The sequence below is a fragment of the Streptomyces sp. NPDC052721 genome (assembly GCF_040678315.1).
In the GTDB taxonomy this organism is placed as follows: Bacteria; Actinomycetota; Actinomycetes; order Streptomycetales; family Streptomycetaceae; genus Streptomyces.
Window position 1 is genome coordinate 94,250 of the sequence record NZ_JBFATL010000024.1, and the last position, 24,457, is coordinate 118,706.

General features: G+C 74.6%; 16 protein-coding genes and 1 pseudogene. 13 read left to right on the plus strand and 4 right to left on the minus strand.

Annotated features, from left to right (window positions below):
* The first annotated feature begins 132 nt into the window (after positions 1 to 132).
* The 7 genes from AB0L21_RS22905 (at position 133) to AB0L21_RS22935 (ending at position 11,053) form a co-directional block, all read left to right on the plus strand.
* Positions 133 to 1,458 (plus strand): hypothetical protein, encoded by a 1,326-nt coding sequence (locus AB0L21_RS22905; RefSeq protein ID WP_365699984.1) that lies wholly within the window; start codon positions 133 to 135, stop codon positions 1,456 to 1,458.
* Positions 1,459 to 1,487: 29 nt separating this feature from the next.
* The gene (locus AB0L21_RS22910) at positions 1,488 to 2,519 is read left to right on the plus strand and encodes a glutamate ABC transporter substrate-binding protein (protein ID WP_365699982.1); all 1,032 of its coding nucleotides are present in this window, start codon (positions 1,488 to 1,490) and stop codon (positions 2,517 to 2,519) included.
* A gap of 40 nt (positions 2,520 to 2,559) precedes the next feature.
* Positions 2,560 to 3,840 carry a hypothetical protein gene (locus tag AB0L21_RS22915; RefSeq protein WP_365699847.1) on the plus strand — a complete coding sequence of 427 codons (1,281 nt, stop codon included), beginning with the start codon at positions 2,560 to 2,562 and terminating at the stop codon, positions 3,838 to 3,840.
* Positions 3,837 to 6,311 (plus strand): tetratricopeptide repeat protein, encoded by a 2,475-nt coding sequence (locus AB0L21_RS22920; protein ID WP_365786031.1) that lies wholly within the window; start codon positions 3,837 to 3,839, stop codon positions 6,309 to 6,311. Before AB0L21_RS22915 ends, AB0L21_RS22920 begins: the two co-directional genes overlap by 4 nt.
* A 3-nt stretch (positions 6,312 to 6,314) precedes the next feature.
* Positions 6,315 to 7,910 carry a protein phosphatase 2C domain-containing protein gene (locus AB0L21_RS22925; protein ID WP_365786032.1) on the plus strand — a complete coding sequence of 532 codons (1,596 nt, stop codon included), beginning with the start codon at positions 6,315 to 6,317 and terminating at the stop codon, positions 7,908 to 7,910.
* Between the two features lie 115 nt (positions 7,911 to 8,025).
* Positions 8,026 to 9,369, plus strand: coding sequence for a VWA domain-containing protein (locus AB0L21_RS22930; protein WP_365699842.1), 1,344 nt, complete (start codon positions 8,026 to 8,028; stop codon positions 9,367 to 9,369).
* Between the two features lie 34 nt (positions 9,370 to 9,403).
* Positions 9,404 to 11,053 (plus strand): FHA domain-containing protein, encoded by a 1,650-nt coding sequence (locus AB0L21_RS22935; RefSeq protein ID WP_365786034.1) that lies wholly within the window; start codon positions 9,404 to 9,406, stop codon positions 11,051 to 11,053.
* A gap of 6 nt (positions 11,054 to 11,059) precedes the next feature.
* Here the strand turns inward: AB0L21_RS22935 and AB0L21_RS22940 are convergent, their stop codons facing one another.
* Positions 11,060 to 12,037, minus strand: coding sequence for a methyltransferase domain-containing protein (locus AB0L21_RS22940; protein ID WP_365699838.1), 978 nt, complete (start codon positions 12,035 to 12,037; stop codon positions 11,060 to 11,062).
* A gap of 95 nt (positions 12,038 to 12,132) precedes the next feature.
* On the opposite strand from AB0L21_RS22940, the gene AB0L21_RS22945 reads away from it, so the two are divergent.
* The 4 genes from AB0L21_RS22945 (at position 12,133) to AB0L21_RS22960 (ending at position 19,993) form a co-directional block, all read left to right on the plus strand.
* Positions 12,133 to 12,537 carry a globin gene (locus AB0L21_RS22945; protein WP_365699836.1) on the plus strand — a complete coding sequence of 135 codons (405 nt, stop codon included), beginning with the start codon at positions 12,133 to 12,135 and terminating at the stop codon, positions 12,535 to 12,537.
* A gap of 177 nt (positions 12,538 to 12,714) precedes the next feature.
* The gene (locus AB0L21_RS22950; protein ID WP_365786036.1) at positions 12,715 to 16,026 is read left to right on the plus strand and encodes an ABC transporter permease; all 3,312 of its coding nucleotides are present in this window, start codon (positions 12,715 to 12,717) and stop codon (positions 16,024 to 16,026) included.
* Positions 16,027 to 16,154: 128 nt separating this feature from the next.
* The gene (locus AB0L21_RS22955) at positions 16,155 to 19,022 is read left to right on the plus strand and encodes an FtsX-like permease family protein (RefSeq protein WP_365786038.1); all 2,868 of its coding nucleotides are present in this window, start codon (positions 16,155 to 16,157) and stop codon (positions 19,020 to 19,022) included.
* 20 nt (positions 19,023 to 19,042) lie between these two features.
* On the plus strand, positions 19,043 to 19,993 hold the full coding sequence (locus AB0L21_RS22960) for an ABC transporter ATP-binding protein (RefSeq protein WP_365699830.1): 951 nt from the start codon (positions 19,043 to 19,045) through the stop codon (positions 19,991 to 19,993).
* 39 nt (positions 19,994 to 20,032) lie between these two features.
* On the opposite strand, the gene AB0L21_RS22965 is transcribed toward AB0L21_RS22960, so the two are convergent.
* The 3 genes from AB0L21_RS22965 to ettA are packed head-to-tail and all read right to left on the minus strand — an operon-like array spanning position 20,033 to position 22,818.
* On the minus strand, positions 20,033 to 20,713 hold the full coding sequence (locus AB0L21_RS22965; RefSeq protein WP_365699828.1) for a hypothetical protein: 681 nt from the start codon (positions 20,711 to 20,713) through the stop codon (positions 20,033 to 20,035).
* Positions 20,710 to 21,147 carry a thioesterase family protein gene (locus tag AB0L21_RS22970; RefSeq protein ID WP_365699826.1) on the minus strand — a complete coding sequence of 146 codons (438 nt, stop codon included), beginning with the start codon at positions 21,145 to 21,147 and terminating at the stop codon, positions 20,710 to 20,712. Before AB0L21_RS22970 ends, AB0L21_RS22965 begins: the two co-directional genes overlap by 4 nt.
* Positions 21,148 to 21,153: 6 nt before the next feature.
* Positions 21,154 to 22,818 (minus strand): energy-dependent translational throttle protein EttA, encoded by a 1,665-nt coding sequence (ettA, locus tag AB0L21_RS22975; RefSeq protein WP_365699824.1) that lies wholly within the window; start codon positions 22,816 to 22,818, stop codon positions 21,154 to 21,156.
* Positions 22,819 to 23,242: 424 nt separating this feature from the next.
* Here ettA and AB0L21_RS22980 point away from each other — a divergent pair, with 424 nt between their 5' ends.
* Both AB0L21_RS22980 and AB0L21_RS22985 read left to right on the plus strand, forming a co-directional pair.
* The gene (locus AB0L21_RS22980; protein ID WP_365699822.1) at positions 23,243 to 23,929 is read left to right on the plus strand and encodes a lytic polysaccharide monooxygenase; all 687 of its coding nucleotides are present in this window, start codon (positions 23,243 to 23,245) and stop codon (positions 23,927 to 23,929) included.
* A 186-nt stretch (positions 23,930 to 24,115) separates the two neighbouring features.
* A pseudogene (locus AB0L21_RS22985) lies at positions 24,116 to 24,454 on the plus strand (cellulose-binding protein); the annotation flags it as partial.
* Positions 24,455 to 24,457: the final 3 nt, after the last annotated feature.

Here is a 24,457-nt window from a genome sequence, read left to right on the forward strand (position 1 = left end):
GACCATGGGGGAGGTCGAGTGACACACCCGCCGAAGAGCAGCGCGGCGCCACCGCCGGCCGGGTCGGCCGGTGTCCCCGGCATCCCCGCTCAGCCCGGGCCGCCCGGGCTCCCCGCGGCCGTCGGTCCTCAGGTGCCGCCCGCGCGCCGGACCGCCTTCGCGGAGGGTGCCGAGCGGCTGCGGGCCGCCGCGACGACCGAGCCGGGGCGGTTGCGGATCATCGGTGCCGTCCTGGCGCTGCTGGTCGTCGCGTTCGGGACGGTCACCGCCTGGCAGACCAGCGCCCGCTCGGCCGCCGCCGACGACGTGCTGCACCACAGTCAGCCGCTCAGTTCCGGCGCGGCCGGCATCTACCGGTCGCTGGCCGACGCCAACACCGCGGCCTCCAGCGGGTTCCTGGCGGGCGGGCAGGAGAACGCCCGGTCCAGGGACCGCTACGAGAAGGACATCCGCACCGCCGCCGCCGGACTCGTCACCGCCGCCGCCAACGCCGAGCCCGGCTCCGCGTCCGAGACGACCATCACCGAGCTGAACCGGCTGCTGCCCGAGTACAAGGGCCTCGTCGAGCGGGCCCGGACCTACAACCGGCAGGGCTATCCGGTCGGCGGCGCCTACCTGCGGTACGCCAACGAGAAGATGCAGAAGGAGATGCTCCCGGCGGCGGAGGCTCTCTACACCACGGAGAACCGCCGGCTCGACGCCGACTACGCGGACGCGACGCCGTACCCGTGGATCGCCATCGGCCTCGGGCTGCTCGCGCTGGCCGCGCTCGGCTGGGCCCAGCACCGCATGTACCGGCGCACCCACCGCGTCCTCAACCACGGTCTGGTCGCCGCCAGCGCCGCGACGACCGTCGCCCTGCTGTGGCTGGTCGTGGGCCACGCCGTCGCCCGGTCGGGGCTCGACGGCTCGTACGAGCACGGCATCCGCTCGCTCAACGTGCTCCACGACGCCCGGATCGCCTCCCTGAAGGCGCGCGGCAACGAGAACCTCAGCCTGGTGGCGCGGGGCGCCGAGACCGTCACGGTCGACGGCACGACGTACGACGCCTACTACCGCGACTTCGACAAGGACATCGCCGTGCTCGGCAAGGGGCTGACCGAGGCGTCGCGGCTCGCCGACGACCAGGAGGGCACCGCGCCGGTCAAGGCGGCCGAGGGCGACATGGCGGTGTGGAAGCAGCGCCACTCCGCGGCCCGCGCCGAGGACGAGAACGGCAACTACCAGCAGGCGCTGGACAAGGTGATCGGCGCGAAGGGCGCGACCGCCGAGTGCTTCGACGGCGTCGACCGCAGTCTCGCCCGGGCCATCGACCATGAGCGGGCCGAGTTCCAGCGGGCGGCCGGGGACGGGCGGGACGCGATGACCGGGCTGCCGGAGGGCGCCGCCGTCCTCGCGGTGCTGGGCGCGGCCGGCGCCGTCGCCGGCATCGGCCGCAGACTTTCGGAGTACCGGTGACAGGGGGCAAGGCGATAGGGGGCAAGGCGATGGACCTGAGCCGTGCGCGGTCCGCCCTGCGGGGCTGGGGCGGGGTCGCCGCGATGGCGGTACTGTGCGCGCTGGCGCTGGCGTTCGTCCTGCTGCTGCCGTGCACCCAGCGGACGCCGGACGACCCGCAGCGCGCCGGGCAGAAGGTCGCCACCGGCACCCAGGCCCGCGCCGACGGGTGCGTGGACGCCGAGGCGCACGAGCAGACATGGGCGCCGTCGGACGCGGACGGCCCGACGATCGACGCGATCAAGGCACGCACGGGCGCCAAGCGGAAGCTGATCGTCGGCGTCGACCAGAACAGCTACCGCTGGGGCTACCGCAACCCCAACACCGAGGGCGCCCAGCTGGAGGGCTTCGACATCGACCTCGTCCACCGGATCGCCGAGGACATCCTCGGGGACCCGGAGGCGGTGCAGTTCAAGGCCATACCGACCAACCAGCGCATCCCGGCGGTCGAGGACGGACGCGTCGACATGGTCGTGCGCACCATGACGATCACCTGTGACCGGCTGAAGCAGGTCGCCTTCTCCGCGCCCTACTTCAAGACCGGCCAGCAGGTCCTCGCCCCCAGGTCCGCGCGGATCACGGGCTACGACGGCTCACTGGCGCACAAGAAGGTGTGCACGGCGGCCGGTTCGACCGCCCACGCCAAGCTGGACGCCGACAGGAAGGGCGGCCGGCTGCCCGCCACCACCGACATCTCCACCACCGTGCCCAACCAGCTCGACTGCCTGGTCCGGCTGCAACTCGGCGAAGTGGACGCGGTGGTGACCGACGGCGCACTCGCCGCCAGCCAGGCCGCGCAGGACCCGACCGTCGCACTGAAGGGCGAGCCGTTCACGACCGAGTACTACGGCGTGGCGATGAAGAAGGACGCAGGCGATCTGGTACGCCGGGTCAACCGCGTTCTGGTGGACTACCGCGCACACGGCTGGCAGACGTCGTACGACGACTGGCTGTCGGCGACACTGGGCAAGGACTCGGCCGCGTCGAAGCCGCCCGCGCCGCGGTACCGGCACGGCAGTTGAGCCGTACCGACCGGAACAGACAGCAAGCGAGAGGTGATCGATGGGCGTCACGGACCCCGCCGGGCCGGTGATGGACCGGGACGAGGTGGACCGTGCGCTGGCGCGGCTCGGCCAGGAACACGAGGCGATCGAGACCTCGCTGCTGGCCCTCCAGGACCACGCGGGCCGCAGACTCCTCGAAGGCGCGGAGCTGACCGGTGTCACCAAGGAGCGCTGGCAGGCCACGGAGGAGCGGATCACCCGGCTGTGGGCGTACTTCGACGCCTACACGGCCGCGTTGCGCGGCGCCCGTGAGATCCGCGCCCGGCGCCGCTGGTCCAGCCGGGAGGACCTGGCGGAGCTGACCGAGCTGCTGCGCGGCGAGTCCGTGACCGTCCCCGGCGGGGGGACGGGCAGGCTGAGCGAGACGTTCTCGCTGTCCGCGCTGGTGGACCGGATGAACGAGCTGTACGCGACGAGCCTGGACATGATCGTCGCCGCCGACGCGGTCTGGTCGGCGCTGCCCGCGCGGATCGATTTACTCGCCGCGGAACTCCAGCGCACCCGGCAGCTCGCGCACTCGGTCGGGGTGCGCCCCGGCGAACACCCGGCCGGTGACGACCTGGAGCGGATCACCCGCACGCTGACCAGGCTGCGCGAGGACGTCGTCTGCGACCCGCTCGCCTTCTGGGTGCCGGCCGGGGGCAGTTCGGCGCCCGGCGGCGGACGTCCGGACACGACGGTGTACGACCGTGAGGCGCGCGCCCTGGAGGACGTGCGCCGGGAGATCGACGCCGTGTTGACGGTCCGTCAGGATGCGGAGGCGCGGCTGATCCGGCTGCGGGACGTCCTCTCGCGCGCGGACCGCACGCTGGCCGAGGCACGGACCGCGCGCGGTGAGGTGCTGGCCAAGATCGCCGCGACCGAGGTGCCGGTGGTGAGCGGGCCGCCGACCGCGCTCCAGGAGCAGCTGGCGACCGCGGCCGAGTACCGCAGGCAGGCCCAGTGGCACCGGCTCTCCCCGCTGCTGGAGTCGCTGGAGGAGAAGGCGGAGGAGGAACTGCTGCGCGCCCGCGAGTCGTTGACCGCGGTCACCGCGCCGCTCGCGGTCCGCGCCGAGCTGCGCGGCCGGCTCGACGCGTACAAGGCGAAGGTCGCCCGGCACGGTCTCGCGGAGGACCCGCTGCTGGTCGAGCGGTACGACGCGGCCCGCCGCATGCTGTGGAGCGCGCCCTGCGACCTGCGCGTGGCCGAGCAGGCCGTGCTGCGCTACCAGCAGGCGGCGGCGGAGCTGCTCGGCAGCGCGAGCGCGCCGGAGGACCGTAAGGGGGACGAGTCATGAGTCAGCCGGGGCAGAACTGCCAGCGGCCGGGCTGCGAGGGGACGTACGAGGACGTCGGCGGCGGCGAGCTGTACTGCGACACGTGCGGTCTCGCGCCGGTCGTCTCGGCCGGGGGTCCCCCCTCCGGGGGAGGCATGGTGGGCTCGCCGCCCACCGGGGTCGCCCGGGGGGCGTCCGACAGCGGCAGCTCTCGCAGTGCGCGCACGTCCTCGCAGTCGTCGAGGTCGCGCCGCTCGGTGTCCGGGCGGCTGTCGCGGTCGCTGTCCGGGAAGCCCACGGGCCGCTCGGTGTCGGTGCGCAGCTCGGGCTCGTCGTCCGGGGCCTCCTCGCGGGGGCGGCTGGGCGCGGGGCTGGTCTCGGTGCCGCAGGTGCCGCGGCCCGACCCGCGCGCGATGGTGCTGGAGAACCCGGAGGTGCCGGAGCGGAAGCGGTTCTGCTCGCGGTCGGACTGCGGGGCGCCGGTCGGCCGGGCGCGGGGTGACCGGCCGGGCCGCACGGAAGGTTTCTGCACCAAGTGCGGGCACCCGTACTCCTTCGTGCCCAAGCTGAGGGCCGGGGACATCGTGCGCGGCCAGTACGAGGTCGCGGGCTGCCTGGCGCACGGCGGGCTCGGCTGGATCTACCTGGCGGTGGACCGGGCCGTCTCCGACCGGTGGGTGGTGCTCAAGGGCCTGCTGGACACCGGCGACCAGGACGCGATGGCCGCGGCGATCTCCGAGCGGCGGTTCCTCGCGGAGATCGAGCACGCCAACATCGTGCGGATCTACAACTTCGTGGAACACCTGGACCAGCGCACCGGCTCCCTCGACGGTTACATCGTCATGGAGTACGTCGGCGGCAAGTCCCTGAAGGAGATCGCCAACGCCCGCCGGGCGCCCGACGGCCGCCGCGACCCGCTGCCGGTGGAACAGGCGTGCGCGTACGGCATCGAGGCCCTGGAGGCGCTCGGCCATCTCCACAGCCGGAACCTGCTGTACTGCGACTTCAAGGTCGACAACGCCATCCAGACCGAGGACCAGCTCAAGCTGATCGACATGGGCGCGGTCCGCCGGATGGACGACGACGAGTCGGCGATCTACGGCACGGTGGGCTACCAGGCCCCGGAGGTCGCCGAGTCCGGCCCGTCCGTGGCCAGCGACCTCTACACGGTGGCCCGCACGCTCGCCGTGCTGACCTTCGACTTCCAGGGCTACACCAACGTCTACGCCGACTGCCTGCCCGACCCCGACACCATCGAGGTCTTCCGCCGCTACGAGTCCTTCTACCGGCTGCTGGTGCGCGCCACCGACCCCGACCCGGGCCGCCGGTTCGCCTCCGCGCAGGAGATGGCCGAGCAGCTGACGGGTGTGCTGCGCGAGGTCGTCTCGCTCCAGACCGGGCGGGCGCGGCCCGCGCTGTCGACGCTGTTCGGGCCCGAGACGAAGGTCACGGACACGGAGTTGTTCCCCCCGCTGCACGGGGACGTGTCCCGGCTGGGCGCCCGGCCGCCGCGGAAGGCTCCCGCCGCTCCCGCTCCACCCCCGCCGGCCCTGGTCAAGCCCGTCGACACACCGGCCGCCGCGCTCGCCCTGCCGGTCCCGCTGGTCGACCCGAACGACCCCAGCGCCGGTTTCCTGGCGGGCCTGATGGCCTCGGCGCCGGCCGAGCTGATGAGCGCGCTGGCGGCGGCGCCCGCGCAGACCGTGGAGACCCGGCTCCGGCAGATCCGGGCCCGGCTGGAGAGCGGCGACCACCAGGGCGCGCTGATGAGCCTGGCCACGCTGGACGAGGAACAGGGCGACGACTGGCGGGTGGTGTGGTACCGGGGCGTGGCCGCGCTGGTCACCGGGGACTTCGAGCACGCCGCGCTCGCCTTCGACGCGATCTACGACGCCTTCCCCGGCGAGGCCGCGCCCAAGCTGGCGCTCGGCCTGTGCGCCGAGGTGCTGGGCCAGCTGGACAACGCGGCCGAGTACTACCGCCTGGTGTGGACGACCGACCCGAGCTTCGTGAGCGCCGCGTTCGGGCTGGCCCGGGTGCAGCTGGCCGCCGGGGACCGGCGGGGCGCCGTGACGACGCTGGAATCGGTGCCGGAGTCCTCCATCCACTACACGGCCGCCCGGGTCGCCGCCGTCCGGGCCCGGCTGAGACAGCGCACGGCGAGCGCGGGTGACGTACCGTTCCTGGACGACCTGACGGCCGCCGCCGGTCAGGTCGAGGCACTCCAGGCGTACGGCCTGGACCCGGCGCGGCGCGAGCTGTTGTCGGCGGAGGTGCTCGGTTGTGCGCTGGACTGGATACTCTCCGGGGGCCAGGGCACCGGGCCCGCCGCCGGAGGCCGGGTGCTGCTGGGCAGCGGTCTGGACGAGCGGGGCCTCCGCTTCGGCCTGGAGCGCGCCTACCGCACGCTGGCCCGGCTGGCGCCCGGCGGCGAGGAGAGGATCGAGCTGGTGGAACGGGCCAACCGTTACCGCCCCCGGACGTGGGTGTAGTCGATGTCGCAGATGCCCCAGCAGGCCGCACTGGCGAAGTGCCCGAGCTGCGCGGAGCCCGTGGAGTCGGGTGACCTGTTCTGCGGAGCGTGCGGATACGACCTTTCGGTGGTGCCCGCACGGCCGCAGGACCATCCGACGCTCACCATGACGGGCCCCGCCGGCCCCGGGGACGGCACGACGTGGCCCACCCCCGAACCACCCGGCCCCGCGGCCTCACCCGCCCCCCACCTCCCGGCAGACCTACCGGGCACCGACTCGGGCGGCACACCACTGTCCGGCGAGGAACCCGGCACCGCCCCGGGGACCACACCCCCGCCGGGACAGGAGTTCGGGCCCGCCCCGGCTGCCGCACCGCCGACCGGCCAGGGGTCCCACAGCACCTCGGGCGGCACACCCCCGACCGACCAGGGACCCGGCGCCGCCCCGGGGACCACACCCCCGCCGGGACAGGAGTTCGGGCCCGTCTCCGGCGGCGCGTCGTCGGCGGGGCGTGAGGCCGGCTCCGGTCCGGGCGGCGCACCGCTGCCCTCGCACGAGAACGGTGGCACGCAGTCGGGCGGGCATGAGGCCGGCGTTGGGCATTCCTCCGGTTCCGGGGTGCGGTTCGACCGGCCGGACGAGCCCGACGAGTACCCGTTGCAGGCACCGGATCCACGGCTGGCCTCCGCACCGGCCGATCCGGCGCAGCTCTGCGTGGCCTGCCGGGCGGGCCGGGTGGACAGCGACGGCTACTGCGAGAACTGCGGGCACGCCCAGCCGCGCGAACGCGACCACGTGGAGCGGGAGTCGGGACCGGTCGCCGCCGTCAGCGACCGCGGCCTGCGCCACCACCGCAACGAGGACGCCTTCGCCGTCGGCCACACCACGCTGCCCGACGGCACGCCGGCCGCGCTGGCGATCGTCTGCGACGGCGTGTCGTCCGCGACCCGCCCCGACGACGCCTCCCTGGCCGCCTCGCAGGCGGCCGGCGACACGCTGCTGGCCGCGCTGCCGCGCGGCACCCACCCGCAAGCGGCGATGCACGAGGCGATCGTCGCCGCCGCGCAGGCCGTCAACGCGCTCGCCGAGGAGCCGGCGACGGCCCGCGAGCACGCCCCGCACCAGAACGCGCCGGCCTGCACGATCGTCGGCGCGGTGGTCACCCCCGGCCTGCTGGTCGTCGGCTGGGTCGGCGACAGCCGCGTCTACTGGGTGCCCACCGACCGCGCGGCCCCGCCCGCCCGGCTGACCGAGGACGACTCCTGGGCCGCGCAGATGGTCGCCGCCGGCCTGATGAGCGAGGCCGAGGCGTACGCCGACGCGCGCGCCCACGCGATCACCGGCTGGCTCGGCGCGGACGCCTACGAACTGGAGCCGCACACCGCGTCGTTCAAGCCGGACCGGCCCGGCGCCGTGGTGGTGTGCACCGACGGACTGTGGAACTACGCCGAGACGGCCGAGGAGATGTCCGAGGTGGTCCCGGTCGACGCGGCGGCCCGCCCGCTGCACTGCGCACGGGTGCTGGTCGGGCACGCCCTGGACGGCGGGGGCCACGACAACGTAACAGTGGCGGTCCTGCCGTTCCCGACGCCACCGCAGGGGGCAGGATCGGCCTGAGGGCCGTATCCGACGGGGGAACGGCACGGGGAAGCCGCGGCGGACCGGAGGGGACCGGTCCGCTCATAGTCGTCGCCTCGCGTCGGCGAGGCGTCCGAGGGGGATGCGAGCAAGCATGGCCAGTTTCGCGAAGTCGAACGTGCCACGGTTCTCGGTGGACGTCTACCAGAACGAGTACCTGCCCGAGGGCGGCAGCGAGGTCAACGCCATCGTCACGGTGACCGCGACCGGCGGCGGCACCATCGGCAGCGCGGTCTCCGCGCCGGTGCACCCGCCGGGCGGGCAGCCGTCCGCCGCCGTGGCGGTCATGGTCGACTGCTCGGGTTCCATGGACTACCCGCCGACCAAGATGCTGGGCGCCCGGAACGCCACGGCCGCCGCGATCGACACCCTGCGCGACGGCACCCGCTTCGCGGTGATCGGCGGCACGCACGTGGCGAAGGAGGTCTATCCGGGCGGCGGCCGGCTCGCCGTCGCCGACGCCACCACCCGCGAGCAGGCCAAGCAGGCACTGCGCCGGCTGAGCGCGGGCGGCGGTACGGCCATCGGCACCTGGCTGCGCCTCGCCGACCGGCTGCTGTCCGCGGCGGACGTCACCATCCGGCACGGCATCCTGCTCACCGACGGCCGCAACGAACACGAGTCGGCGGAGGATCTGCGGGCCGCGCTGGACGCCTGCGCCGGCCGGTTCACCTGTGACGCGCGGGGCGTCGGCACCGACTGGGAAGTGAAAGAAGTCACAGGGATCGCCTCGGCGCTGCTCGGCACCGCCGACATCGTCGCCGACCCGGCCGGTCTGGCCGCCGACTTCACGCGGATGATGGAGACGGCGATGGGCAAGGAGGTCGCCGACGTCTCCCTGCGGGTGTGGACGCCGGTCGGCACGACCATCCGGTTCGTCAAACAAGTCGCCCCCACCGTCGAGGACTTGACCGGCCGCCGCACCGAGACCGGGCCGCGCGCCGGGGACTACCCGACCGGGTCGTGGGGCGACGAGTCCCGCGACTACCACCTGTGCGTGACGGTCCCGCCGGCCGGGCTCGGCCGGGAGATGCTCGCCGCACGGGTCTCCCTGGTCGTTCCACAACCGGACGGAACCGCACAGAACCTCGGCGCGCAGGGGCTCGTACGCGCCGTGTGGACCGACGACATGACCGCCTCCACCTCGATCAACCCCCAAGTCGCCCACTACACCGGGCAGGCCGAACTGGCGCAGGCCATCCAGAAGGGCCTGGACCTTCGCAAAGCGGGCGATTTCGATGGAGCAACCGCCAAACTGGGGCGCGCGGTTCAGCTCGCGAACGCCTCGGGGAACGCGGATACTGCGAAACTGCTTGCGAAGGTGGTGGACGTGGTCGACGCCGTGACAGGTACTGTGCGGTTGAAGACGAGGGTCGCGGAGGCGGACGAGATGACTCTGGAGACCCGGTCCACCAAGACTGTTCGTGTGAAGAAGTGACCCTCGGAAGCGTAGGAGAAGGGGAAGCACCGACATGCCGACCTGCCCGAACGGACACCAGTCGGGTTCCGACGACTGGTGCGAGGTCTGCGGTCACCGCATGGCCGGTGCCGTACCTCCGCCCCCTCCGCCGCCCCCGCCCGCGGGTGGTTACGGCTTCCCGCCCCCGCAGGGCGGCCCGGCCGGCGCCCGGCCGCGCCCGGCCGGCGGGTCCGACCCGGAGCCGGAGCTGTGCCCGCAGTGCCGTACGCCCCGCGAGGGCGGCGCGCCCTTCTGCGAGGAGTGCCGGTGGAACTTCCTGACCAACACGGCGACCTCCTACACCCCGGCCGCCCCGCGCCCGCCGCAGCCGCGGTTCCAGCCGCCGAGCTCGACGTACGGCGGGGGTGACGGGTACGAGTACCAGGGCTCGCGGCCCTCGCAGGTGAACCGGCCCGCCGAGCCGATCCCGTCCTTCCACAGCGAGCCGTCGGGCCCGACGCCGTTCGGCGGCGACCGGGGCCCGTCCGGCCCGCCGACCTCCCCCGGCCCCTCGGGCCCGCCCGCCTTCGGCGCCGGCAACCAGCGCCCGCCGGGGCCGCGGCAGGGCTTCGGCCAGGCACCGGGTCAGGGTGGTCAGGGCCAGGGTGGTCAGGGCCGGGGCCCGGGTGCCGGTGCCCCGTCCGGTCCGTCGGGTCCCGGCGGTTTCGGCGGCCGGGGCACGGTGCCGGGCCAGGGTTCCGGTGGCCCGGGCGGCCCGGGTTCCGGTGGCCCGTCCGGCTTCGGCGGCGGCCCCGGGCAGGGGCCGGGTGCCGGTGGCCCGTCCGGTCCGTCCGGCTTCGGCGGCGGTCCGGGGCAGGGTCCCGGTGGTCCCGGCGGCCCGTCCGGGTTCGGCGGCGGCCGGGGCCCCAGCGGCCCGGGTGGCCCGGGATCCGGCGGCCCGTCCGGCTTCGGCGGAAACCCGGGGCAGGGTCAGGGCCCGGGGTCCCAAGGCCCCTCCCCCTTCGGGCGTGACCCCTCGCGTCCGGTGCCGCCGCCCGCCGGTCCCGGCGGTGCCCCGCAGGCGTTCCAGCAGTCCGGTGCGTCGGCTCCGCCCGCGTTCCCGGGCGAGACCCGCCGGCCCCCGGCCGCCGACGACGACTGGGTGATCTCCCCGCCGTCGTCCAGCGGCCCCGGCGGTCAGGGCGGTGGCTACGGCTACCCGCAGCCCGGCGGCGCCCAGACCCCGCCGGGACCGGGCGGACCGGGCGGCTTCCCCCAGGCGCCGCAGGCACCGCACGCACCGCAGGCCCCCCAGTCGGCCACCTGGACCGCGACCATCGGCCCGGACCGCGAGTACTTCATGGCGATGATGCAGCGCTCCGGCCCCGAGGCCGCGGGCCTGAACCTGCCCGCGTACTCGCCCGAGCAGCAGCGCACGCTGACCGGCAACCAGGTCACCATCGGCCGCCGCCGGCACTCCACCGGCGACACCCCCGACATCGACCTGTCGGTGCCGCCGGAGGACCCGGGTGTCTCGCACCAGCACGCGGTGCTGGTGCAGCAGCCGGACGGCAGCTGGGCGGTCGTCGACCAGAACTCGACGAACGGCACCACGGTCAACATGTCGGAGGAGCCCATCCAGCCGTTCGTGCCGGTCCCGCTCCAGGACGGCGACCGGGTCCACGTGGGCGCCTGGACGACGATCACCGTCCGCCGGGGCTGACCCCGCTCAGGGCAGGGGCCAGGCGTACGGCCCCTGCGGGTCGTCCAGCCACGCCCAGGCGTGCTCGCCGGCGACCGTGACGCCGTACCGCCCGCGCCCCGGCTCGCCCTCGCGCTCCCACAGGGCGTACGCCTCCTGCGGGTCGAGGGTGCCGCGGGTCAGCGCGAGCAGGAAGCGGAACGGCTCCTGCTCGTGGGCCCGGCGCGGCAGTCCGGCCAGGGAGACGCCCTCGGGCCGCGCCCCGCGCCCGCCGCGCAGCGGCACGAAGAAGGCGGCCCCGGGCAGGAACGGGCCTTCGGCGTGCTCCGCGTCCCGCACGGTGAGCGTCAGCAGGCCGGTGGCGAGCGGGGTGAGGACGCGCGCGCCGGGGCGGCACTGGGCGAGCCAGGCGCGCGGCACCGTGGGCAGCTCACAGGTGGCGATGATGCGGTCGAAGGGGGCGCGTTCGGGCACCCCGCGCGCGCCGTCGCCGGTGACGACGACGGGGTGGTGGCCGGCCGCCGCGAGGTGCTGCCGGGCCGACTCGGTGATCTCCGGTTCCAGGTCGATGGTGGTGACGAGGTCGTCGGCGCCGAGCCGGTGGGCGAGCAGGGCCGCGTTGTAGCCGGTTCCGGCGCCCACCTCCAGGACCCGGTTGCCGTCCTCGACGCGCAGGGCGACCAGCATCCGGGCCATCAGGGACGGCTGGCTGCTGGAGGAGAGCAGCTCGCCGTCGCGCAGCCGGGTGGCCAGCGGTACGTCCGCGTAGGCGCCGCGCACCCAGCGTTCCCGGGCTTCGCGGTCGGGGCTCTCGCCCCAGCGGCGCTCGTAGCCTTGCGGTCCGGCGACGTAGTAGTACGGCACGAACAGGTGCCGGGGCACCGCCGCGAACGCCTCCCGCCACACCGGGTCGTCCGCCCAGGCCCCGTCGGCGTCGATCTCCCGCACCAGCTCGGCCCGCGCCGCGTCGGCGAGAGCCTCGGTCTCGGTGTCGTAGGCGCCCATGGGTCCACAGTAGGGGCGGACGGTCCGCGGACCGGGCGGACGGCGCTGGTCCTAAGCCTTGAGTCCTCGGTCACCCGGTCTGAGACGATGGACGGGTGAATGAGATTCGGCGCGGCACGCTTCAGGAGCAGACCTTCTACGAGCAGGTCGGCGGGGAGGAGACCTTCCGCCGGCTCGTCCACCGTTTCTACGAGGGGGTCGCGCAGGACCCGCTGCTGCGGCCGATGTACCCGGAGGAGGACCTGGGCCCGGCCGAGGAGCGGCTGGCCCTGTTCCTGATGCAGTACTGGGGCGGCCCGACGACGTACAGCGAGAACCGCGGCCACCCCCGGCTGCGCATGCGGCACGCCCCGTTCACCGTGGACCGGGCGGCGCACGACGCCTGGCTGCGGCACATGCGGGTGGCCGTCGACGAGCTGGGGCTGTCGGAGGAGCACGAGCGGACGTTGTGGAACTACCTGACGTACGCCGCCGCGTCGATGGTGAACACGCCCGACTGATCCCCCTGGGGTGATCACTCCAGACTGACGGATCGTCGCTGAAGGTCGGATTCCGGTAACTCGTCGCCGCATTCCGATCACAATCCGGTATAGACCGGCCGACAACCGCTTACCCGCCGCCCGGCCCTCTGCCAGCATCGCCCGAAGGTCTGGAAACGCCGGACACACGGGGGCCGGGTGACGGGGTTCGTCTTCTCACGCGCGCGTGCGCACCGCCTGCTGCTGGGCGCCGCGCTGCTGACGGTGGTGCTGACCACCGCCGTGCTGGCGACGCTCACGGCGTACTCGGGGGCGATCGGCGACGCGGCGCTGCGCCATGTGCTCGGCGACCCACGCAACGCCGCCGACACCGCGCTGATCGTCAAGGCGGACGTGCCCCCGGCCGAGCGGACCGCCGCCGACACCGCCGTACACCAGGGCGCGCGCCGTACCTTCGCCGGGTCACCGGTGACCGTACGGACCCTGCGCCGCTCGGGGCCGTACGCCCTGCCCCGCTCCCTCCAGCCGCCCGCGAGCAGGTCGGGCGACCCGGACCTGACCTACTTCGCGGCACTGGACCACACGCAGGTGCGGGTGGCCGCCGGCCGTCTGCCCCGCCGTACCGACGGCGAGGTCGAGGTGGCGCTCCCGGAGACGGCCGCCCGCGCGCTGCGGCTGAAGCCCGGCGCCCGGCTCACCCTGGCGAACCGGTTGCGGGGCCCCGCGGTCCCGGTCCGGGTCGTCGGCGTCTACCGCCCCGCCTCGGTGACGGCACCGTACTGGCGGCTGGACGACCTGCTCGGGCGCGGGGTGAAGAAGTCCGGCTTCACGACGTACGGCCCGCTGCTCGCCGACCCCGCCGTCCTCACCGGCGGCCGGGTCAGCGCCGGTGCGACGGGCTGGCTGGCGTCGGCGGACTTCGCCTCGGTGACGACCGGACGGATCGGGGAGCTGCGCGCGGCGGCCCGGACCGGCAGCGCGGCCCTGCGCGAGCCGGGCGCGCTGAGCGGTACCACGGTGTCGCAGACCGCGCTGCCGGACCTGCTGGACCGGGTGGAGCGTTCGCTGCTCGTGGCCCGCTCCACCCTGCTGATCGTCGCGCTCCAGCTGGTGCTGCTCGCCGGCTACGCGCTGCTGCTGGTCGCCCGGCTGCTGAGCACCGAACGCGCCGACGAGACCCGGCTGCTGAGGGCCCGGGGCGCCTCCCGCACCCGGATCGCCGCGCTCGCCGGGGCCGAGGCGCTGCTGCTCGCGCTGCCCGCGGCCGTGTGCGCACCGCTGCTCGCCGGTCCGCTCACCGCCCTGCTGGCCGGGCACGGCCCGCTGGCCCGGCTCGGCCTGCACCTGGACCTCCCGCCCGCCGGCCGGCCCGCCGTCTGGCTGGTCGCGGCCGGGGTCGCCGTCGGCTGTGCGCTGGCGGTGACCGTACCGGCGGTGACGGGGACGGGGCCCGAGGTGCGCCCGGCCGGGCCCCGGCGCTCCTGGGCCCTGCGGCTCGGCGGGAAGACGGCACGGCCGGGCGGCGCGCGGGCCGTACCGGCCCCGCTGCGGGCCGGCGCCGACCTCGGGCTGCTCGCGATCGCCGGGGTGGCCTACTGGCAGCTGGGCCGACAGGACTCCGGCGCCGTGGCCGCCGACCGGTCGGGCGCGCTCGGCGTCGACCCGCTGCTGGTGGCCGCGCCCGCGCTGGCCCTGCTCGCCGGGACCGTGCTCACGCTGCGGCTGCTGCCGCCCGTGGCGCGGTTCGCCGAGCGGTGGGCGGCCGGCGGGCGGGGACTGCCGGTGGCGCTGGCCGGCTGGCAGTTCAGCCGGCGCACCGCGCGCGGCGCGGGACCGGTGCTGCTGCTCGTCCTCGCCGTCGCCCTCGGCATGCTCGCGATCGGCCAGGCCGCCTCCTGGGACCGCTCGCAGGACGACCAGGCCGACTTCCGGGCCGGGGTGCCGGTGCGGGTCCTGGCCGGCGGGGAGGACGGGTTCGGCCGTACGGACCTGTACGCCGGCCTGCCCGGGGTGCGCGAGGCCGCCCCCGCCGTGCGCGCCGCCCAGCCGCTGTCCGGAGACCGCACGGCGACCGTGCTGGCCCTGGACACCGCGCACGCGGCGGACGCGGTCCTCATGCGCCCCGACCTGGCGGACGAACCGGTACGGCCGCTGCTGGGCCGGCTCACCCCCAGGGGCACCCCGGCCGGGGCCGAGGTCCCGGCGGGCACCGCCCGGCTGAAGCTGACGGCGCGTCTGCACAGCTCGACCGGACCGGGCACCACGACCGCGGTGACGGTGACCCTGACCGACCGGTACGGGGTGCCGTACCAGCTGCCGGCCGGGCAGCTCCCCGCCGACGGACGCCCGCACACCCTGACCCTCGCCCTGGGCACCGCCGGCGGACCGGCGACCCTCACCGGTCTGCGTCTGGACCTGACCCAGCCCGCCGAACGGGCCGAGCACCACCGCCTGACGATCGACGGGCTGACCGCGTCGGACGAGGACGGCACGGACCACCGGCTCGCGCCGCCCGCCCGGTGGACCACCACCGCGGAGGCCGGCGGCGCCGCCGTACCGAGCGCCGCCACCAGCCCCACCCGCCCCGAGGTCACCGGCACCCACCCCCTGACCTTCACCTACAGCACCGGCTACCTCCCGGACGCCGACATCTGGAGCGTCGCCTCCGTCACCCTCCGGCTCCAGGCCGCCCAGACCGCGCCCGCCGAGGTGCCGGCCGTCGCGACCGACCGCTACCTGGCCGCGGCGGGCGCCCGCACCGGGCAGCGGGTCGACCTCACCCTCGGCGACCGACGGGTGCCGGTGCGGATCGTACGGGCGGTACGGGCGCTGCCCGCCACCGCCGACCCGGCCGCCACCGGCTCCCACGACGGCGGTGCCGTCCTGCTCGACCTGCGCGCCCTGAACCAGCTGCTTCAGGCCCGGTACGGCGAGGACGCCACCCCCACCGAGTGGTGGCTCGCCACCGCGCCCGGCGCCTCCGCGCACGTGGCCGCCGCGGTCCGGGCGTTGCCGGACGTCGACCCGGGGCAGGTCGTGGTGCGCGACGAGATCGCCACCGAACTGCGCGACGACCCGTTCGGCGCCGGACCCGAGGCCGCGTTCACGGCGGCGGCCGTGGTCGCCGCGGCGCTCGCCGCCGTCGGCTTCGCGGTCGGCGCCGCCGGCGCGCAGCGGGCCCGCGGCGCCGAGTTCGCCGTCCTGCGCGCACTCGGCGCACCGCGCCGCCAGCTGGCCCGCACGGTCGCCGCCGAACAGGCCGTCCTGGTGGGCCTGGCCCTCGCGGTGGGCCTGGGCCTGGGCACCGTACTGGCCCGCACCGTCCTGCCCCTGATCGTCCTGACCGGCGAGGCGACCCGCCCGGTACCGGACCTGCTGGTACGACTCCCGCCCGGACACGTGGCGCTGCTGCTCACCGCCGTCGCCGTGGCACCACTGACGATCGCGGCGACAGCCGCCGTACGCCGGGCGGACCCGGCACGGGCGCTGCGTGCGCAGGGGGGTGAGTGACATGGGGCGTGGGGTGTCGCTCGTGGCCGCTCCGCGGATGCGGAGCCGGCAGCCGGCAGCGCCCGCGGCACCCGCCGTGCGTCGAAAGCAACCGGCACGAGTGCCGCACGCACAGGGAGGTGAGTGACATGGGCCGGCCGTCGGCGCGCGTGGCCGCTCCGTGGGTGCGGACCCGGCTGCGGGCCGCGCCCGGTGCCGCTGTCGCGCTCGCGTTGCTGGTCGCGCTGGCCGCGTGTCTGGCGGGTGCCTTCCCGCGGGCGGTGGACCGGTACGAGGACGCGGGACTGCAGCGCACGCTCCGGCAGGCCCGCCCGGAGCACACCACCGTACGGGTGTCGGCCCCCCAGCCCGACCTCGGCCTGCCGCCCGAGCGGCGCGCCGAGGCGCTGCGCCCCGAGGTGCTGAAGCGGCAGTACGAGAAGGTGCTCGGCACGGTCGGCAGCCCGCTGAACGTGCAGCGCGCCCAGTCCGCGTACGGCGTCGCCGGCACCGTCAGCCCGGCGGTGCCCGACCCGTGGCTGCCCCGGCCGACCGGACTGCCCGCCCACATCTCGCTGGCCGCGCGGAGCGGCCTCGCCGACCACGCGCGCGTGCGCACCGGCCGGCTGCCGCGCGCCCCGCACCCGGTCGACGCCTCGACCCCCGAGGTGGAGGCCGCCGTCACCGCCGCCACCGCCGAGGCCCTGCACATCGAGGTGGGTTCGGTCGTCCACATGCCGGCGCCCGGCCGCGACCCGCTCGCCGTCCGGGTCACCGGCATCCTCGTCCCGCGCGACCCCTACGGCGCCTACTGGTCCACCGTCCCGCTGCTGCGGACCCCGACCCTGGTGACGCTGCCCACCCCCGGCCCCGACCCCGACAAGTACTGGCTCGGCGCGCTGCTGCTCGCGCCCGAGGCGGCCCCCGCCCTGCTGGGCACCAGCACCAACCCGGCCCGCTACTGGCACCTCGCGCCCGACCTGCGCGGCCTGCACGCCCACGACCTGGACCGCCTGCGGCCGGCCGTCGCCGCCCTGGAGTCCGGTCCCGGCCTGCAACGCGCCCGCGCCGCCACCGACGACGGCACCGACATCAACACCGACCTGGACGACGCCCTCGCCTCCTTCTCCCGGCTGCGCTCCGGCATCGCCCCGCTCGTCTCCGTGGCCGCCGCGGGCACCGCGACGGTCGTCGCCGTGGTCCTGCTCATGACCGGTGGCCTGGCCGCCGACCGGCGCCGCGCCGAACTCGCCCTGCTGCGCGCCCGCGGCGCCTCCCTGTCCGGCCTCGCCGGGCGGCTGCTCGCCGAGACCGCCGTGATCGCCGTACCGGCGGGCGCGCTCGGCCTGGCCGGGGCCCTGCTCGTGGTCCCCGCAGGCCGCATCGCCCCGGCCGTCCTCTCCGCCCTGGCCGTCACCCTCACCGCCTGCGCCGCCCTGCCCCTGCGCGGCGCCCTCGCCCACCGCGCGGTCCGGCTGACGGCCCCGCGCGAGGACCTCGCCTCGGTACGGCCGTCCCGGCGCCGTACGGTCGCCGAGCTGACCCTGCTGGTGCTGGCCGCCGGTGCGGTGGCCACCCTGCGCCGGCGCGGCACGACGGGCGACCAGCTGACGGCCGTGGCCCCCGTCCTGGTCGGTGTCATCGCCGCGTTGGTGCTGCTCCGCCTGTACCCGCTGCTGCTGCGCCGCCTGTCCGGCCCCGCCGGGCGGCTCCGCGGCGCGGTCGGCCACCTCTCCCTGGCCCGCGCGGGCCGCACCCAGGCCTCCGCGGTGCTCCCGCTCCTCGCCCTGCTGACCGCGCTGACCACGGCGGCGTTCGGCGGCTCGGTGCTGGCGGGCGTGGCCGAGGCCCGCGACCGGGCGGCCCTGCTCACGGTCGGCGCGGACGCCCGCGCCGACGCGGGGGCCCCACTGCCGGCCGACGCCCCCGCCCGGGCCCGCTCGGTGCCCGGGGTGCGCGCGGTGACGCCCGTCAGCATCGCGTACCAGGCGAAACCGGAGGACGGCGAGGACGCGGTACCCCTGGTGGGCGTCGACCCGCGCGGCTACGGCGCCCTGACGACCCACACCGGCTTGGGCACGTTCCCGGCCGACCGGTTGCGGCTGACGGCCGGGGACCATCCCGGTACCAGCCCCCTGACCGCGGAGAAGCACTTCGGCACCGCCCGCCTGAGGGCTGCGGACCACTCCGAAGCCGGCGTCCTGGCAGCCGAGGCCCGCCCCGGCACCAGCCACCTCGCGGGCGACGACCGCTCCGGCCCCCTCCCTGCCGTCGCCTCCCCCTCCGTCGCCGCCTCGTACGGCACCCGGCGGCCCTTCCTGGTGCGGCTGGAGGACGGCAGCGCGGTCACCGTGCGGATCACCCTGGTCCGTGACCGGACGCCGGCCGTCTCCGGCCCCGACTTCCTCATCGTGGACCGAGCGGGCCTCCCCGCCCCGGCGGGCCGCCCCACGAGCCTGCTGCTCTCCGGCGGCCATGTGGACGCGGAGGCCCTGCGGAAGGCCGTCGGAGGCTCGGCCGCCGTACGGGTCCGGGCCGAGGAACGCGCCCGGTACGCCGACTCGCCCCTCCAGTCCGGCGCCGAGCACGTCTACACGGCGGCGGTCGCCACGGGAGCCGGCTTCGCCGTCCTGGCCCTGCTGCTGTCCCTGCTCCGGGCGGCCCCCGAACAGTCCGCGCTGCTGGCCCGCCTCCGCACGATGGGCCTCACCCGGGCCGCGTCCCGCCGTCTGCTGATCCTCGAATCCCTGCCCCAGGCCCTCCTGGCAGCCCTGGGCGGCACACTGACCGGCTGGACCGCGATCCGCCTCCTCGCCCCCGGCATCGACCTGACGACCATCGCCCTCCCGTCGGCCCAGACCCCCTTGACCGAGACCCGCCTCCACCCGGACACCTGGTCACTCCTGCTCCCGGCACTGGCGGTGGTGACGGTGGCGGTGGGAGTGGCGACGCTCCAGGCCTGGTGGACGGGGAGACGGGGCTCGGTGACAGAACTACGGGCGGGGGACGGCCGATGACTCCCTACGAGGAGAACCCCATGACAACCAACCCGAGCCTGACCGACCTGGCACACCGCGTCACCGAGGCCCGGTCGAACCCCGCCTACGGCCACGACGCCCTGATCAGCTGCGACCGCCTCGTCCGCATCTTCACCACCGCCGGCATAGAGGTCCAAGCCCTCCAGGGCCTGGACCTCCTCGTCCGCGAGGGCGAACTGATGGCGCTGGTCGGCGCGTCGGGGAGCGGCAAGTCCACCCTGATGAACATCCTCGCCGGCCTGGACACCCCCACCGCCGGCGCGGCCCGTGTCGCCGGCCGCGACCTGCTCACCATGACCGCCGCCGACCGCCTCGCCTACCGGCGCGAGGTCGTCGGGTTCGTCTGGCAGCAGACCGCCCGCAACCTCCTCCCCTACCTCACCGCGGCCCAGAACGTCGCGCTCCCCCTCCAGCTCTCCCGCACCCGCAAGGGCCGCCGCGCCCGCACCGAACGCGCCCTGGAACTCCTGGAGTTGCTCGAAGTGGCCGACTGCCGTGACCGCCGCCCGCAGCAGATGTCCGGCGGCCAGCAGCAGCGTGTGGCGATCGCCGTGGCCCTCGCGAACGACCCGGCCGTCCTGCTCGCCGACGAACCCACCGGCGAACTCGACTCCCAGACGGCCGCGCAGATCTTCGACGCGTTCCGCACGGCCAACGAGACCCTGGGCACCACGATCGTCATCGTCACGCACGACCAGGCGGTGGCGAGCGAGGTCCGCCGTACGGTGGCGATCCGCGACGGCCGTACGTCCACCGAGGTGCTGCGCCGTAGCGAGATCGACGCGGCGACCGGCCATGAGACGGTCGTGGCCCGCGAGTACGCCATGCTCGACCGCGCGGGCCGCCTCCAGCTGCCCGCCGACTATCTCCGCGCGCTGGACATGCGCGACCGCGTGGCCCTGGAACTGGAGCCCGACCACATCGGCGTATGGCCGGACGACACACAGTGAGCCGAACCGCCCGGCTCGGCCCACACTCACCGGCCGGGCTCAGCGCACGCTGACCCCGAAGGCCCCGAGCAGCCCGGCCTGCCGTACGGCCACCGAGCCGTACGGCGTACGCAGCCGCAGCCACGCCCCCGAGGAGAACAGCCCGGTGTCGCCCGGCTCGGTGCCGGGCCGCAGGAAGCCCAGTGACTGGGCCGCGTGCACGGCCCGTACCGGCAGCCGGGTGCCCGCGATCCGCCGGGACCAGATGTCCTGCCCGATCCGGTCCAGCTCCGCGCGGGTACGGCCCTGCGGCCCCAGCTCCTCGGTGCGCGAGCGGAACTCGGCCACCGCGGCGGCGACCGTGGCACGCAGCGCGTCGGGCGCCGGCAGTCCCGGCTCGGGCCGCCAGCCGGCACGCGGCGGCAGCACCCCGGCCCACGGCGGTCCGGTGACCGCGCCCGGCACGACGGCGGTGGCCGCTCGCTCGTCCACGGACTCCAGGAACTCACCGGCGGACACGGTCACGTCAAGGGTGACGTCGAGCCCGTCCTCGTACGGCTTCGCCAGCCGCACCGCGCGGACGGCCAGCACCTCGAAGGACGGCGGCCGGCCGAAGACGGCGAGTGCGGTGCCCGCCGCCTGCAGCCGCACCGCGGCTCCACGGTCGAAGTGGAGCAGCCGGGAGAGGAAGGCGGCGAGGTCCGCCGCCTCCGTCCCGTCGGCCAGGTGCAGCACGGTCATGCCGCGACGGCCTCCCCGTCGGGCTCCGCTTCCTCGGTGTCCTCGGCGGTGTCCGTGTACTCCTGGAGGAACTCACGCTCCTCCGCGGTGATCCGCCGCGGACGCTGGGCGTCGAAGTCGAACGGGACGATGACCGTCGACGCCCGCACGTAGACGAGATCGCCGTCCTTCACCTCGTAGGTGAGGGTGAAGGAGGCGGCCCTGATCTCCGTGACCCACAGCTCGATGTCCACCGGCTCGTGCCGGTGGACGAGCTGCCGCTTGTAGTCGATCTCGTGGCGCGCCACCACGGACCCCTGCTTGAAGTCCTTGTCCGGGCGGAACAGGAAGTCGATCCGGGCTTCCTCCAGGTAGCGGAGGAACACCACGTTGTTGACGTGGCCGTAGGCGTCCATGTCCGCCCAGCGGAGCGGGCAGCGGTAGAGGTGGCGCAAGACCGATCAGCCCCGGGTCAGCTTCTTGTAGGTGGCACGGTGCGGACGCGCGGCGTCCGGGCCGAGCCGCTCGATCTTGTTCTTCTCGTACGACTCGAAGTTGCCCTCGAACCAGAACCACTTCGACTCACCCTCGTAGGCGAGGATGTGCGTCGCGACGCGGTCGAGGAACCACCGGTCGTGGGAGACGACGACGGCGCAGCCGGGGAAGTCCAGCAGGGCGTTCTCCAGGCTGGAGAGCGTCTCGACGTCGAGGTCGTTGGTGGGCTCGTCGAGGAGCAGCAGGTTGCCGCCCTGCTTCAGGGTCAGCGCCAGGTTGAGCCGGTTGCGCTCACCGCCGGAGAGCACGCCGGCCGGCTTCTGCTGGTCCGGACCCTTGAAGCCGAACGCCGACACGTACGCCCGGCTCGGCATCTCGACCTGACCGACGTTGATGTAGTCGAGCCCGTCGGACACGACCTCCCACAGCGTCTTCTTCGGGTCGATGTTCTCGCGGCTCTGGTCGACGTAGGAGATCTTGACGGTCTCGCCGACCTTGATGTCGCCGGAGTCCGGGGTCTCCAGACCCTGGATCATCTTGAAGAGGGTGGTCTTGCCGGCGCCGTTCGGACCGATGACACCCACGATGCCGTTGCGCGGCAGCGTGAAGGACAGCCCGTCGACCAGCACCTTCTCGCCGAAGGACTTGTGCAGGTCGTTGACCTCGACCACGACGTTGCCCAGGCGCGGGCCCGGCGGGATCTGGATCTCCTCGAAGTCCAGCTTCCGCATCTTCTCGGCCTCGGCGGCCATCTCCTCGTACCGCGCGAGACGGGCCTTGGACTTGGCCTGCCGCCCCTTGGCGTTGGAGCGGACCCACTCCAGCTCTTCCTTGAGCCGCTTCTGCCGCTTGGCGTCCTTCTGGCCCTCGACCTTCAGACGGGCGGCCTTGGTCTCCAGGTACTTGGAGTAGTTGCCCTCGTAGCCGTGCAGGCGGCCGCGGTCGACCTCGCAGATCCAGCCGGCGACGTTGTCCAGGAAGTACCGGTCGTGGGTGACGGCGACGACGGTGCCCGGGTACTTGGCGAGGTGCTGCTCCAGCCAGTTCACGGACTCGGCGTCGAGATGGTTGGTGGGCTCGTCGAGCAGCAGCAGGTCGGGCTGCTGCAGCAGCAGCTTGCACAGCGCGACGCGGCGGCGCTCACCACCGGAGAGGTTGGTCACGGGCCAGTCGCCGGGCGGGCAGCCCAGGGCGTCCATGGCCTGCTCGAGCTGGGCGTCCAGGTCCCAGGCCTCGGCGTGGTCCAGCTCCTCCTGGAGCTTGCCCATCTCCTCCAGCAGCGCGTCCGAGTAGTCGGTCGCCATCAGCTCGGCGATCTCGTTGAACCGGTCGAGCTTGCCCTTGATCTCGGCGACACCCTCCTGGACGTTCTCCAGGACGGTCTTGTCCTCGGTCAGCGGCGGCTCCTGCAGCAGGATGCCGACGGTGTAGCCGGGCGACAGGAACGCGTCACCGTTCGACGGCTGCTCAAGGCCCGCCATGATCTTCAGCACGGTCGACTTACCGGCACCGTTCGGGCCGACGACACCGATCTTCGCCCCCGGCAGGAAGCTCAGGGTGACGTCGTCGAGGATCACCTTGTCGCCGTGCGCTTTGCGCGCCTTGCGCATGGTGTAAATGAACTCAGCCAAGAGAAACCGTCCGGCAGCTTGAAATCTGGCAGTGGGCAGATACACCCCATCTTGCCTGACCGCCACCCTTGGATGGAAACCCGTCCGGGTGAGGGGCCCTGACCTGGGGTTCGCCGCTGCGGACTGCGGCTCGTCCGGCACTGTCCGACGCCGTCAGTCGACCTCGGGCACCCTCGCACGGCCCCGGGACGGCCCAGACGGCCGCCGGTCGGGAGGCGGCGACGGCGGCGGTCAAGCGGCATGGGGGCGACGGGGAACCGCACCGCGGGCTTCGCCGGCGCGTGCGGCGGCTTTCAGGTTTGGCGGAAACGAACCGTTGCCGCCGTGTGGCGCGCCACGCAGCCTGGAGAGGCGCGGGAGCGCTCCCATGCCGCTCGCGCCACGACCCGCAGTGCTTCGACTCCCCCACAGGAAGAGCCTCGCCATGCATTGTCATGAGCATGTACGTCATGAGCGCGCACGTCGTACGGGCCGCCGTCCGGCGCTCGCCCTGAGCACCCTCGTCGCGGTGCTCGTCAGCCTGATCACCTGGGGCGGCACGGCCTCCGCCCACGGTTCGGTGATCGACCCGGCCTCGCGCAACTACGGCTGCTGGCAGCGCTGGGGCAGCGACTTCCAGAACCCGGCGATGGCGGAACAGGACCCCATGTGCTGGCAGGCATGGCAGGCCAACCCCAACGCCATGTGGAACTGGAACGGCCTCTACCGCAACGGTTCCGCCGGCAACTTCCAGGCCGTCATCCCCAACGGACAGCTGTGCAGCGGCGGCCGGACCGAGGGCGGTCGCTACAACTCCCTCGACGCCGTCGGCCCCTGGAAGACCACCGACATCGGCGCCGACTTCACCGTGAAGCTGTACGACCAGGCCAGCCACGGCGCGGACTACTTCCTCGTCTACGTCACCCGGCAAGGCTTCGACCCCACCAAGCAGCCGCTGACCTGGAACGACCTACAACTGGTCACCAAGACCGGCAGGTACGCGCCCAGCCAGAACTACTCGATCCCCGTCAGCACCTCCGGCTACAGCGGCCGCCATGTCGTCTACACCATCTGGCAGGCCTCGCACATGGACCAGACCTACTTCCTGTGCAGTGACGTGAACTTCCGCTGACCCCCTGCCCCCCGCCCTCACACCTCGCTGTCATCACCCCCGTCCCCACCCAACGGACGCGGCCCGGCCGAGACGAGCCCGGGTCGCGTCCACCTCTGCCAGGAGCGCTCCCAGAACTGCGGGGGCCCCTCCCCCCTCCCCCCTCCCCTCCCCTCCCTCCCGCCAGGAGCCGCACATGCGCCAACGGCGCTCCGGTGGAACCGGCAGAGCGACGACGCCACGCTGCCCGCGCAGAGTCCGGCCGGGGTGGCGCCGGGCAGGCCGCTCCTGACGGGCAGCTGGCAGTGTCTGCGGTGCGCGGTCGACACCTCCGCGCCCGAGCTGGACATCCGGCTCGACAACGAGCGGCTGCCCGGACCGTACGCCGACGGAGTGCCGGCCCAGGACGTCGACCGGCAGTGGCTCTCCCGGACCGCGCCACCCCGGCCGACGGCTCTGCGGCTCGGCTGGGAGAGCTACGGCACCGGCGACGGCACTCTGTGGTTCGACGACGTGGCCGTCGGCGCGACACCTGTCGGCTGCTGAGGA

Bases quoted from the DNA above. Each gene is read 5' to 3' on its own strand.
- AB0L21_RS22910 (WP_365699982.1), top strand. From the start codon at position 1,488: ATGGACCTGAGCCGTGCGCGGTCCGCCCTGCGGGGCTGGGGCGGGGTC.
- AB0L21_RS22915 (WP_365699847.1), top strand. From the start codon at position 2,560: ATGGGCGTCACGGACCCCGCCGGGCCGGTGATGGACCGGGACGAGGTG.
- AB0L21_RS22920 (WP_365786031.1), top strand. From the start codon at position 3,837: ATGAGTCAGCCGGGGCAGAACTGCCAGCGGCCGGGCTGCGAGGGGACG.
- AB0L21_RS22925 (WP_365786032.1), top strand. From the start codon at position 6,315: ATGTCGCAGATGCCCCAGCAGGCCGCACTGGCGAAGTGCCCGAGCTGC.
- AB0L21_RS22930 (WP_365699842.1), top strand. From the start codon at position 8,026: ATGGCCAGTTTCGCGAAGTCGAACGTGCCACGGTTCTCGGTGGACGTC.
- AB0L21_RS22935 (WP_365786034.1), top strand. From the start codon at position 9,404: ATGCCGACCTGCCCGAACGGACACCAGTCGGGTTCCGACGACTGGTGC.
- AB0L21_RS22940 (WP_365699838.1), bottom strand. From the start codon at position 12,037: ATGGGCGCCTACGACACCGAGACCGAGGCTCTCGCCGACGCGGCGCGG.
- AB0L21_RS22955 (WP_365786038.1), top strand. From the start codon at position 16,155: ATGGGCCGGCCGTCGGCGCGCGTGGCCGCTCCGTGGGTGCGGACCCGG.
- AB0L21_RS22960 (WP_365699830.1), top strand. From the start codon at position 19,043: ATGACAACCAACCCGAGCCTGACCGACCTGGCACACCGCGTCACCGAG.
- AB0L21_RS22965 (WP_365699828.1), bottom strand. From the start codon at position 20,713: ATGACCGTGCTGCACCTGGCCGACGGGACGGAGGCGGCGGACCTCGCC.
- AB0L21_RS22980 (WP_365699822.1), top strand. From the start codon at position 23,243: ATGCATTGTCATGAGCATGTACGTCATGAGCGCGCACGTCGTACGGGC.